This is a genomic window from Clostridium sp. AF37-5 (assembly GCF_003477605.1).
GTDB lineage: Bacteria > Bacillota > Clostridia > Lachnospirales > Lachnospiraceae > Eubacterium_F.
Genome location: NZ_QUDR01000004.1, coordinates 1 through 12,180, shown reverse-complemented (window position 1 = coordinate 12,180; position 12,180 = coordinate 1). Strand labels below are relative to the sequence as shown.

The window sequence follows — 12,180 nt, the reverse complement described above, 5'->3', positions numbered from 1 at the left end:
TTACGTTAATGTTTTTATGCCTTCGTCCGATAAATATAGTAAGAAACGGTAAATGCGTTTTAATATAATAAGAATGGAGGCGTTGTTTTATGAGAATTGATGCGTATATGCAGGTAAGCCAGATTTACCAGGCAAACAAAACCAAAAACGCTCCAAAGACAGGAAAGGCAGGCAGTCGTGATTCCTTAGAGATTTCCAGTTTCGGAAATGCTTATCAGGTAGCAAAACAGGCTGCGTCACAGGCATCTGATGTCAGAGAAGACAAAGTGAAAGAGATTCAGGCACAGATGGCAGCAGGAACCTATTCTGTATCAATTGAAGATGTCGCAGACAAGATGGCAGATGCACTGCTTTCTTAATGACATAGGAGGGTATACATTTGGCTAGTTTGATGGAGGAACTGATTCAGACGCTGGATGCAGAAGAAAAGTGTTATTCTCAATTGATTCCGATTGAGGAAGAGAAGACGAGGGCGATTATTGCAAATGATTTAGAAGCTTTGCAGGATATAACCGTCAGAGAACATGATTTGGTGGATGAGACATCTGCCTTGGAAAACAAACGGGAACGAGTGGCGATTGATATTGCTACTGTTCTTGGGCGTGACCCGAAGACGATTACACTTGAACAGATTGCATCGGTGTTGAAAAATCAGCCGGCAGACCAAAAGAAACTGCAGGAAGTGCATGACCGGTTACGGAGAACCGTTTCACGACTGCAGGAACTGAACAATCAGAACAAACAGCTTTTAAAAGAAGCAATTGATATGGTTGAATATAATATGAATGTGATACGAAGTACACGGATGTCTTCAGGAAGCAGCAACTATTCCAGTGATGCGTCCGAGGTGGCAGGTATGGCACCTCAGCATGGGATGTTTGATGCAAAACAATAACAGGCGCATGGATGCGATAGCCACCGCCTGTTTTGTTTTCGAGGACGGTTGTACTTTTTTTATAAAGAATGGAGATGAGAACATGGGTAATCTGATGACAAGTTTTAATGCGGGTGTTTCGGGACTTCACTCCGCACAGCAGTCGCTGACCGTTACATCGCATAATCTTGCCAACGCGGGAACCGTAGGCTATACAAGACAGCAGGTTCTTGTGACGGATTCTTTTTATCAGAAATCGTACGGAGTACATGACAATGTCATGGCGGTTGGTACCGGAACGACGATTTCATTGACAAGACAGGTTCGCAATACCTTTTTGGATGATCAGTACCGGCTGCAGGTTGGACGCCAGCAGTTTTATCAGGCGAACAGCAATGCGGCACTGGAAATACAAGATATGTTGGGTGAGCTGCACGGTGAAGAATTTCAGAGCAGCATTACAGACCTCTGTGGTGCGTTGAGTTCTTTGGCAACCCACGCGGACGATATTGTATATAAAGACCAGCTTGTAATGATGGCATCCCAGTTTATTGAGCGGGCAAAGGTATTGCAGGATGAGTTAAATACCTATCAGACAAGTCTGAACACGGAAGTAAAAAAACAGGTGGATACGATTAATGATTTGGTTGGAAAGATCAAAGATTTAAACCGGGAAATCCAGAAGTACGAGGCAACCGGAGAGCCGGCAAATGACTACCGTGACAAGAGAAATGAGTATTTAGATGAGCTCAGTCAGTACATAACATTTGAGACGAATGAGCAGCCGGATGGAACCATCACGATTTATTCGGAGGGCGGTTATCTTTTGGATGCGGTGAACCAGTATTTTCTTACAACAAAATACGAAAGTGACACCTCCAAACTTTTAAAACCGGTCTGGGAGACCGGTGAGAATTATTACCGCTATGACAGCCTAGAGTATTCCAGTGAAAATAATACGGATGTAGGCGGGCTTCGCGGACTTTTGGTGGCACGCGGCAGTTATGCGGCAACCTATGTAAATGTTCCGCAAAAACCAAAGGAAGAAGATTACAAAAATGGCGGCGTGCTGGATGTGAATGCTTATAACCGCGCTATGGATCAGTTTAATGATGATTTGGAAGTTTATAACAAAACCATCGGTGCTTCCGTTGTGATGACGATTCAGAGTGAATTAGATACTTTGATTCATGGGATTGTAACAACCGTCAATGATGTGCTCTGCCCGAACAAAGAGATTACAATCGAAGTTGAGGACAAAGATGAAAATGGCGTTGTGACCGGAACACATACCGAAAAAATTAAAGTACTGGATGAAGAGAAGGCACTGATTGGTGATGATAAAAACCGTACGATGGGAACAGAATTATTTTCCCGCCGTGGTGTGGAACGCTACACCAAAGAAAATGTAACAGTTGTAAATGATGATGGTACGACAAGTGTAGTGCCTGTTTACCGTTATCAGGAAGAGGATCCGTCCGATGTGTATACGATGTACACGACGAGCCAGCTTGTACTGAATCCGACTGTTGGAAGAGATTCTTCCACACTGCCGACGATGTACAGTGATAAGAGTGATGGTAAGAAAGGTTATGCAAATAATGAACTGCTTGGCATTGCGCAGGCGTTTGATGAATCTATTGGAACACTAAATCCAAATTCGCTGACAACATACGATATCAAACATTTTTATGAGGGTATGGTGATAGAACTTGGTACACAGGGAAATGTGTGGAATGGTATTATTGATAACCAGAATATCACAGTAAATACCATTGACAATGAGAGACAGAATGTAATGGGAGTTTGTACGGACGAAGAACTCTCCAATATGATTAAATATCAGCAGTGTTATAATGCGTCGTCAAGATACATTACGACAGTGGCAGAGATGTTAGAATATTTGATTGAACGGTTAGGAGGATGATGATATGGCATCAACATTTGGTTCTTTGGAAATAGCAAAATCCGGTATGATGGCATACAATGCAGCATTGCAGACAACGGCACATAACGTGGCAAATATTGAAACAAAAGGCTATTCCAAACAGACAGTAAATATGGTTTCGTTAGTTGGTAATAAAACTTCTGTAACAGTTCAGGGGTTCGGTGTAAATGTTGCAAGTATCACAAGAAACCGAAACGAATATTACGATACGAAATATCAGCGCACGCAGTCAACTTACAATTACTATCAGACACAGTCCCATTATCTGAAAGCATTACAGGATCAGATTTGCGGAAATGTAACCAGTGATGAGAAGTCAAGACTGACCGATGCATTTGATGATTTTTTCAGTGCGTTAAGTAATCTTAGAGGAAATGCCAATAACAGCACCATTCGCCGTCAGGCGGTAACACTGGGGGAAACATTTACTGATTATGTGCAGAATGTGGCAACCGGTTTGCAAAAACTCCAGGATGAGGCAAATACACAGGTGAAAACCTGCGTTGATCAGATTAATGCGTACGCAGAAAAAATCGTGGCGTTGAATAAACAGATTGACACAGTAGAGGCGTATGGCGGAATTGCGAATGACCTTCGCGACCAACGATCCCTTTTGATTGATGAGTTGTCCCAGTATTGTGATGTGGAGACAAAAGAAATCCCACCGGATAACGGCGTAGGTGAAAATCAGTTCTATGTTTATATCAATGGGGGAACACTTGTGGACACCTATAAAGTGAACGCACTGGTAACTAAGCAGAAAGACACCTATGTAAACATTAACGATATCACTGGTTTGTATGATGTCAGCTGGGCAGATGGAAGTACCTTCAATATGCATAGTACGGCAATTGGTGGACAACTTCAGTCGTGTATTGAGACTCGTGACGGAAATAATGCAACAAATCTTCATGGCGCTGTTGACTCAATTGCGAACAATGCCGATGGAAAACTTGTTCTTACTGTTACCGGAACAAACTGCAATGATGTGCAGGTGTTAAATATTCCGGCACATGATGGTGAGATTACTATTAATAACCGCACTTATGCGTATGATAATTTTGAAGTAAAAGTGGATGCGGCAGGTAATTTTACTTATGACTTTACGTTGAAAGGTACAACAAAAGCTGCTGATGCGAAAGCGCTTCAGATTGCTGTGGCGAATGGTTATACCGCGCAGGTTGGCGATTCGATTGACAACCGCGGTGTTCCGTATTATATGGCACAGTTAAATGAATTTGTTCGTACATTTGCACAGGAATTTAACCGTGTTCAGAATGGCGGTTATGATTTGAATGATAATCCGGGTGTTGACTTCTTTAATGCAACGGTCAAAGCAACCGGCGACAACTATATTTTCCGGGAGTCGGTAGACGGAAAAGACGCTTCCTTTACTTCGGAGGCGAAGAAAAATGCAGACGGCACCTACACCGGTTCTTACTATTACATGACTGCATTGAACTTCTCGATTACAAAGGAAGTTGCGGATGACCCGGGATTACTTGCATGCAAGGCAAAAGCAAATCCGGATGATAATGTAGGAAATGATAACGGTGATAATTTGCAGAAACTGACAGAAATCAAGGACAACTCGAAAATGTTTGTCCACGGTGCACCGGATTCCTTTATTCAGTCACTGACTGCACTGCTTGGTGTTGATGCGAAAAAAGCGGATACGATGGAAAAGAGCCAGAGCAATCTTTTGTATGCCATTGATACCAACCGTAAATCGGTATCCGGCGTAGATGAAGATGAAGAGGGTTCGGATATGATTGTGTTCCAGAATATGCTGTTTAACCAGTACAAGATGTTAAATGTGTTAAATGAAGTGCTGGATAAATTGATTAATGAAACCGGCGTGTGATGCCGATAAATAAAGTATAAAAAGATGAATTTGAAATTCGGAAACGGAGGGCTGACATGAGAGTAACGAATACGATGATGCGTAACAATTCCATGTTGAATATGCAGAAAAATAAGGTGGCATATAATAAATATCTGACACAGTATAATACGCAGAAAAAAATACAGAGACCATCGGATGATCCGACGATTGCGGCACGTGCCCTCAAATATCGTACAACTTTGGCAGAAATTGATCAGTATTTGACAAACATCAAGGATGCAACATCTTGGATGGGTGCGACAGAAACTTGTCTGAATGCAGTTAATAAAAAACTTACGGATATGATTGATTACTGTACACAGGCGGCTACCGGTACTTATAATGAGAAAGACCGCGCGGATATTGTGACACAGTTAAAACAGTTTTCAAAATATATCTATGAGCAGAATGCCGATGCGGATTATGCCGGACGTTATCTGTTTACAGGATTTCGTACCGATGTGCCGATGCTTTTTGATAAAGAGGAGACGGGGACTACTTATACGATTACAGAGAATATTGATATTAATACCATTAATAAATATCAGTATGTATATGGAGAGGCGTCTTACAATGCGGGAAGCAGTGCGGCGGACTATGCCAATCAGGCATCCGAGTTTGCAACGACGCACCGTGCACTTTTATCTTATGATAAATTAGATGATAACCAAACAGTAAAACTTACTTATACGGACTCGACCGGAACACAGCAGACAGTTACTGCAATTACGAAGAGTGTAGCAGCGGATACAAAGTATAATGAGCATCTGCACCCGGGAGCTGATGAGGTGTATTTTGTTCCGGAAACCGGTGAGCTTGTATTTGGTGACGATGTTTATGACAGTATTCGTGCCGGAAAAGATTTGAGCGTTGATTACAAGAAAACAGAATTTGCTGCAAAAGATGTGCGTCCGGAACATTATTTTAACTGTACGGCAGTGGATAATACAACCGGAGAGGTATCGAATTACCGCACAGCAGGTACTCAGAATATGATGTACCAGATTAATTTCAGTCAGACTTTGGTTGTTAATACAGAAGGCTGTGATTCCATTAATCTGGCAGTTGGCAGAACGATTTCTGATATTACAAATATCTGTAATGACTTGGATGTGATGGAAGCCAATCTGAAGTCTGTGGAGAAGCGGATTAATGACTGTGATGAAAATGATAAAACAACATTGGCCAATCTCAATGAGTTAAAGAGCCAGATTGAGACAGAGATTCAGCTTCAGAAGACGGTGCTTGGAAAAGCGCTGGGCTCTGCAATTACGACCTGCCAGTCAGCAAAAGATGAATTGAATGTGGCACTTGCTGACCATGGTTCCCGTTATAACCGTATGAGTATGACAAAATCGAAACTGGAACAGCAGCAGATTGATACAAAAGAAGCAAAATCCGATAATGAAGATGCAGATTTGGGAGAGGCTTATGTAAACTTCTCGGAGGCAGACCTTCTGTATCAGGCGACCTTGAATGCGACATCGAAGATACTCGGTCAGTCACTGCTTAACTTTATTTAATAAGGAGGAATTGGGATGTTAGTAAAAACAAAATTTTTTGGGGAAGTCGATTTACCGGAGGAAAAAATCATTACTTTTGAACGCGGTTTGATTGGGCTTGCTGATTATAAAAAATTCACGATTTTATATGACTGTGAAAAAGAGAACAGCAACATTTCCTGGTTACAGAGTGTTGAGGAACCAACTTTAGCACTTCCGGTTGTAAAACCATGGATTATAAAGGAAGATTATAATCCGATTGTTGAAGACGAGCTGCTTTCTCATATTGGAGAATTGACAGAAGAGAATCTTGTGATTTTAGTCACAATGACAGTTCCAGAACAGATTGAACAGATGTCAGTGAATTTAAAAGCACCGATTATTGTGAATGCTGACACAAGAAAGGGTGCCCAGATTATCTGTGAGAATAACGATTATGAGGTGAAATACAAAATATATGACATCCTCAATGAGAAAAAGGAGGAATGTTAATATGTTAGCCCTGGCAAGAAAAGTAAATGAATCTATTATTTTAAATGATAATATTGAAGTCACTGTTTTGGAAGTAAAAGGGGATCAGGTGAAAATTGGTATTAACGCACCAAAAGATGTTCCGATTTACCGCAAAGAACTTTTTGTACAGATACAGGAGGCAAATGCAGCGGCAGCCAATACGGTAAATCCGGCAGCACTTGGTGAGCTGTTAAAAGACAAATAAATAGGACAAAAGAAGAAGCGTTTTACGAATTTTAGTAAAGGGGTTAATTTTTTTAAAAAGATAGCCGATATTTACTTTAAGTTAGGGAAAACGTTTCTTTTTTATTACACACGGAGGTGTTATTATGGATATGGAAAGTATTAGTAGTGTTAATTCAAATTATAGCTCGACAGAGAGTGTTAAGGTTAAGCGTGCACCGGTTGAAAGTGCACATACAGCAGCGCAGTCTGTTTCCGAGGCTTCTTCTGCAGTTGTGAGAACGGTATCTGAATCCGGAGAAGCGACGAATCAGAACCGTGGAAACAAAGAGCATAACCCAAGCGAAGCAACGATTGACGATGCGGTAAAAAGCGCAAACCGCCGTATGGAGCATACGCGTTGTGAGTATTCGTATCACAAAGAGACAAATCGTGTTTCGATTAAAGTGATTAATGAGGATACCGATGAAGTCATCCGTGAAATTCCACCGGAAAAATCTTTGGATATGCTTCAGAAGATGTGGGAGATGGCTGGTATCTTAGTAGATGAGAAAAGATAGGAGGTACCACTATGGGAATCAGAATGAGTGGATTATTATCCGGTATGGATACAGAGGCAATTGTAAAAGAATTGATGTCCGCCCAGAGTATGAAGAAAAATAAAGTAGTGAAGGCAAAAACAAAACTAGAGTGGACACAGACTAAATGGTCAGAGTTGAATACCAAGCTGACAGGTCTTTATAATAATTTTGTGTCTAAAATGCAGTTATCTACTGCTTATAAGACAAAGAAAACAACAGTTTCGGATGCGACAAAGGCAAGTGTTGCAGCGAAGACAGCTGCTGCAAACGGAAGTTATTCGATGAAAATTAAAAACATCGCAACTTCCCAGTATCTGACCGGTGCTAAAATTGATGCATCTGCATCGGATAAATTGGCAGATATTGATTCTTCGCTTTTGAATAAAGAAATCAGTATTACAGTTGGTACCAAGACAACAAAGTTTGCTGTTACTGCAGACACTACATTAAAAGACTTCACGAGTGCTTTGCAGAGCGCGGGCTTAAATGCAAATTTTGACGATGCACAGAAACGTCTGTTTATCAGCAGTAAAGAAAGTGGTCTTGAAAATGCTTTTTCTATCACGACATCTGGTATTACGGATGCGGAGGTGAATGGCAGAAAGGCACTTTGCGATGCGGCCGGTTACAGCAGTATGACAAGCAGCAATAAGAAACTGTTTGATTCTGCAATGGAGAAACTGCAGACGTCGGGTGTAGGAACCGATGATTATAACAGTGCATTAAATACGATTGCAAAGCTTTCCTATGAGACGAAGAAAACGTCAGCGGAAAATGCTGCGACGACTTACGTAAAAGCAAAAATTTACAGTGAGAAGTATAGTGAGTATGAAGAAAAGGCAAAAGAGAAGTTAAAAGACACCTATTTTGAAGAAGATGGCAGTCTGAAACCGGGTAAGACACAAGAGGCTTATGATGCAGCAGTGGCAAAACAGGCAGATGCTGATACAACTTCGTATGTTGGAACGCAGTTAAATGATAGCGATGTGAAGCTGCGAATTAATGAAGCAGCTTTTTCCGGCAAGACGGAAGCGGATATGGCTGATTTCAGTGAAGAGGCAGTAAAGAAATATTATGGTGAAACGGTAACTGCCTTTACCGGTATGGATGGCGTAGATGAGGAGAGCGAAAAAAAACGCCTTACTTCCTATGTACAGGATTATGCTTCTATTTCTGACCGTGATGAGGTTCTGGCAGGTTCCGCCTTATCCGGACTTGGTATGGCTGATATCGCAGTCGATGCAGATGGAAATGTTACGGTTAATGGTGGAGCAAATGACAGCAGTAATTCCACGATTCCAAAGGGGATGGCGTTGATTGAAGCTTCTGACAGCAAGATTATTTTGAACGGGGCAGAGCTTACATCCTCTTCAGCCGTTGTTTCGGCGAATGGATTGGATATCACACTGACCGGATTGACAAAAACAGATGAGCCAATTACTTTCTCTGTAACAAATGATACGGAGAGTGTTTATAATTCCATTAAGAGTTTTCTGAAAGAATATAATTCTGTAATGAAGGAAATGAACACACTTTACAATGCGGATTCTGCCAAAGGTTATGAGCCATTGACCAGTGAGGAAAAAGAGGCAATGTCAGATGACGATGTGAAACTTTGGGAGGATAAGATTAAAAACTCCCTGCTTCGCAGTGATTCAACATTGAGCAGCATTATGAGTTCAATGCGTTCAGCTATGATGTCAACAGTTGAATATGATGGCAAAACATATGCACTTTCCAGTTTTGGTATTATCACATCAACGGATTATACGGAAGGTGGTCTGCTCCATATTTATGGAGATGCGGATGATTCTGTATATTCAGCAAAAGATGATAAACTAAAAAAAGCACTTGATGAAGATCCGGATGCTGTAATTGCAACATTGACCGGTGTTTTTGGTAAACTTCGTGAGACTATGAGCCAGAAGATGTCGGCAACGAAATACAGCAGTTCCTTGACTTTCTACAATGATATCAAGATGAAGAGTGATGTGAAATCGTATGACGATGAGATTGAGGACTGGGAAGACAGACTGGCAGAGATGGAAGACAGTTATTACAGCAAATTTACAGCAATGGAAACTGCACTTGCGAAACTGCAGTCACAGCAGAGTTCTATGTCAAGTCTTTTTGGTAATTGATAAAAATAAGGGAGAAGTTTGAGTATGAATCAAAATACGATTAATGCATATCAGCGGAATGCTATTTTGACGGCATCGCCGGCAGAACTTACGTTGATGCTTTACGATGGGGCGATTAAATTCTGCAACATTGCAATTGTGGCAATTGAAAAGAAGGATATGGAAAAGGCGCATGTGAATCTGAAAAAAGCACAGGCGATTATTTCCGAACTCCGCGTTACACTTGATCATAAGTACTCGGTGTGGGAAGATTTTGACCGCGTGTACGATTATATTTACAGACGTCTCGTAGAGGGGAACATGAGCAAAGAGATTGATGTGATTGAAGATGCTCTGAAGTATATCCGTGAGATGCGTGACACTTGGAAGGAAGTAATGAAGAAAGCTGCCGGTGCAAAATAACCGGCAGGACAGATGTGAGGGGATGCCAATGAATTCAAACAATAGTGTCTATGTGAGAATGATGGTGGATGTGCTGAAAAGAAAAGAAAAAATTTTGCAACAGATTCTGGAACAGACAAAAGAACAGGAAGTAATTCTAAAACAGGAGGACGTCGATTACGACCGTTTTCAAGAACATTTAGATGAAAAAGGAAGACAAATCGATGAACTGAATCAGATTGATGAAGGTTTTGATGCTCTGTTTAAGAAGGTTGAAAAAGAAATCACGGTTCACAAAAAAAACTATTTGACAGAGATTGTTACGATGCAGAAATTGATTTCTGCGGTATCGGATTTGGGCCTGCGGATTCAGGCACTGGAAGCGCAGAATAGTGAACGTTTCAAAATCTATCTTGCGTCAAAGCGCAAGCAGATACATGATTATCATGTGAACAGTCAGACGGCATCACGTTATTATCAGAATATGGCAAATTCACATCGACCGGAGCAGTCGTATTATTTCAATGAAAAGCAATAAGTCATTAGACAGACTAGGACAGGTCTTATTCACCTGTCCTAGATTGTTTTATGAAGGGAGAAAATAAATGGATATAAAGGGAACCATCCTGCGGGCAAAAGACGGTCATCCGGTTCCGGTTTTAGAAAGAGATGGACTTAAAAGACATCTTGGAAGTATGTATGATGGAGCGGTTGCGGCGTCATGCTAGTGCGAAAAAGTGGTGTCAAAACGGACGGAAAATATCATTTTGTTTGGCATGGGGGACTGCCGGATTGTGTTGGAACTTATCGAAAAGGTGCCGGGGCAGATATTAGTTTATGAGCCGGAAAACTTAGTGTTTTCACAGATGCAAACAAGTAATCTGTATAAAAAAGCGGTGAAATGCCGCCGTGTGAAAATTTTTCAAGCATCCGAATATGCTAAATTTTCTTGTACTGCAAAAGATTTACTGGATGATGACTGGGTGGAAGAAACGATGCTTGCGCTGCATCTGGGTTATGTGGACTGGTATGAGGAAGAATTTTTGAAAGTGCAGGAAATCTGTCAGAAAATATGTGATGATATTACTTTTATGAGAGCACCGCTAAAGCGTTTTGCTGTGGCGATGATACAAAACCAGATTGCGAATTTCCCGAACATGACAAAAGAGTTCCATTAAGGCGCCTTTACCGAAAGGAAAATGCAGATATTTCGGTTATTTTAGTGTCTGCGGGACCATCGTTAGAGAAGAATGTGGAAGATTTAAAAGAGGCGAAGGGACATGCACTGATTTGGTGTGCGGATGCTGCATTGCCGACGCTGCTTTCTCATCAGGTGATACCGGACTTAGTTGCTAGTGTGGATGCGGGAAAAGGTTTATTTTGTTTTGAAGATGAGAGAAGTAACCTGATTCCTGTATTAGGGTCTTCCAATACAAGAACTGAATTTTTAAACCGTAATACCGCAAAGAAAATCTGGGGATTTGACCATGAGCAGATTTTGATGATGCAGAAACGTGCAGGAATTGGCATATGCATCTGATGGTTCATCTCATACAAATGGGAAAAAAGAATATTATGGAGACGCGAGCGGAATTGAAACAGACGGTTATTATGGAGATAAAGTGTATTCCCGCATGGACTGGCTGGAATTTAAAGACTGGTTTGAGAAGATGATTGCCCTTTACCCATCGATTACTGTGACGAATGCAACCAAAGGCGGTTTGCTTTTATCAGAATGAAATTGCAGACGGCATGGACTTGTTTATGGCAAATGTAGCAAAACTTGGTACAAATAGGAGCACAGCCCCATTGATTAATCCGATTTTTGATGCGATTGAGCGGGCAGATTATACATATGCAGCGGATCTTTTGTACCATGAAATACAGGGTGAATAAAAAAATAAAAAAATTTTAATTTAGGGGTTAAGTATGTTGATGTCTATCCGATATATATAGTGTTAGGAAGATAATACACTTCCAAACAGACGATAGTAACGAGCGGAGCGGGCGAGAAATCATGGCAGGGCCCGCTGTGATGGAAGCTACTCCTCTCGATATTATAACAAAAAATTAAAAACAAACCGCAAAAGGAATTGCGGTGTATTACAAGGAGGTAATCATTATGATCGTACAACACAACATTACATCAATGAACGCTAACAGACAGTTAGG

Annotated in this window: 15 protein-coding genes and 1 pseudogene; all 16 read left to right on the top strand. The window is 41.1% G+C overall.

All coding sequences use genetic code 11. From position 1 onward, the window contains the following. The first annotated feature begins 89 nt into the window (after nucleotides 1–89). A complete protein-coding gene (gene flgM / locus DW019_RS03645) occupies nucleotides 90–359 on the top strand; it encodes a flagellar biosynthesis anti-sigma factor FlgM (RefSeq protein ID WP_022377340.1) in 270 nt (89 codons plus the stop codon). A 20-nt stretch (nucleotides 360–379) separates the two neighbouring features. Then, nucleotides 380–895 (top strand): flagellar protein FlgN, encoded by a 516-nt coding sequence (locus tag DW019_RS03640; RefSeq protein ID WP_022377339.1) that lies wholly within the window; start codon nucleotides 380–382, stop codon nucleotides 893–895. Between the two features lie 82 nt (nucleotides 896–977). Beyond that, nucleotides 978–2,801 (top strand): flagellar hook-associated protein FlgK, encoded by a 1,824-nt coding sequence (gene flgK / locus DW019_RS03635; RefSeq protein ID WP_182431034.1) that lies wholly within the window; start codon nucleotides 978–980, stop codon nucleotides 2,799–2,801. A gap of 4 nt (nucleotides 2,802–2,805) precedes the next feature. Beyond that, nucleotides 2,806–4,686 (top strand): flagellar hook-associated protein FlgK, encoded by a 1,881-nt coding sequence (gene flgK / locus DW019_RS03630; protein WP_118442551.1) that lies wholly within the window; start codon nucleotides 2,806–2,808, stop codon nucleotides 4,684–4,686. Nucleotides 4,687–4,742: 56 nt separating this feature from the next. After that, complete coding sequence (gene flgL, locus DW019_RS03625) at nucleotides 4,743–6,230, top strand: flagellar hook-associated protein FlgL (protein WP_118442550.1); 1,488 nt, start codon at nucleotides 4,743–4,745, stop codon at nucleotides 6,228–6,230. Between the two features lie 15 nt (nucleotides 6,231–6,245). After that, nucleotides 6,246–6,701 carry a flagellar assembly protein FliW gene (locus tag DW019_RS03620; RefSeq protein WP_118442549.1) on the top strand — a complete coding sequence of 152 codons (456 nt, stop codon included), beginning with the start codon at nucleotides 6,246–6,248 and terminating at the stop codon, nucleotides 6,699–6,701. A 1-nt stretch (nucleotide 6,702) separates the two neighbouring features. Next, nucleotides 6,703–6,927: a carbon storage regulator CsrA gene (csrA, locus tag DW019_RS03615; RefSeq protein WP_022377334.1), complete on the top strand. Its 225-nt coding sequence runs from the start codon at nucleotides 6,703–6,705 to the stop codon at nucleotides 6,925–6,927. A gap of 124 nt (nucleotides 6,928–7,051) precedes the next feature. Next, entirely contained in the window at nucleotides 7,052–7,465 is a 414-nt protein-coding gene (locus DW019_RS03610) for a flagellar protein FlaG (RefSeq protein ID WP_118442548.1), read from the top strand. Nucleotides 7,466–7,476: 11 nt separating this feature from the next. Next, on the top strand, nucleotides 7,477–9,627 hold the full coding sequence (gene fliD, locus DW019_RS03605) for a flagellar filament capping protein FliD (RefSeq protein WP_118442547.1): 2,151 nt from the start codon (nucleotides 7,477–7,479) through the stop codon (nucleotides 9,625–9,627). Between the two features lie 24 nt (nucleotides 9,628–9,651). Next, complete coding sequence (fliS, locus tag DW019_RS03600; RefSeq protein WP_118442546.1) at nucleotides 9,652–10,029, top strand: flagellar export chaperone FliS; 378 nt, start codon at nucleotides 9,652–9,654, stop codon at nucleotides 10,027–10,029. 28 nt (nucleotides 10,030–10,057) lie between these two features. Continuing rightward, a complete protein-coding gene (locus tag DW019_RS03595) occupies nucleotides 10,058–10,546 on the top strand; it encodes a hypothetical protein (RefSeq protein ID WP_118442545.1) in 489 nt (162 codons plus the stop codon). Between the two features lie 67 nt (nucleotides 10,547–10,613). Beyond that, nucleotides 10,614–10,736 carry a hypothetical protein gene (locus DW019_RS15615; protein ID WP_279217636.1) on the top strand — a complete coding sequence of 41 codons (123 nt, stop codon included), beginning with the start codon at nucleotides 10,614–10,616 and terminating at the stop codon, nucleotides 10,734–10,736. A gap of 12 nt (nucleotides 10,737–10,748) precedes the next feature. After that, nucleotides 10,749–11,186, top strand: a complete 438-nt coding sequence (locus DW019_RS03590) for a hypothetical protein (protein ID WP_147353005.1) — start codon at nucleotides 10,749–10,751, stop codon at nucleotides 11,184–11,186. Between the two features lie 14 nt (nucleotides 11,187–11,200). Next, a pseudogene (locus DW019_RS03585) lies at nucleotides 11,201–11,548 on the top strand (6-hydroxymethylpterin diphosphokinase MptE-like protein); the annotation flags it as partial. Next, a complete protein-coding gene (locus DW019_RS03580) occupies nucleotides 11,523–11,747 on the top strand; it encodes a motility associated factor glycosyltransferase family protein (protein ID WP_118442542.1) in 225 nt (74 codons plus the stop codon). The pseudogene DW019_RS03585 and the gene DW019_RS03580, both read left to right, overlap by 26 nt. A 25-nt stretch (nucleotides 11,748–11,772) precedes the next feature. Further along, nucleotides 11,773–11,904 carry a hypothetical protein gene (locus DW019_RS15610; RefSeq protein WP_279217635.1) on the top strand — a complete coding sequence of 44 codons (132 nt, stop codon included), beginning with the start codon at nucleotides 11,773–11,775 and terminating at the stop codon, nucleotides 11,902–11,904. Nucleotides 11,905–12,180: the final 276 nt, after the last annotated feature.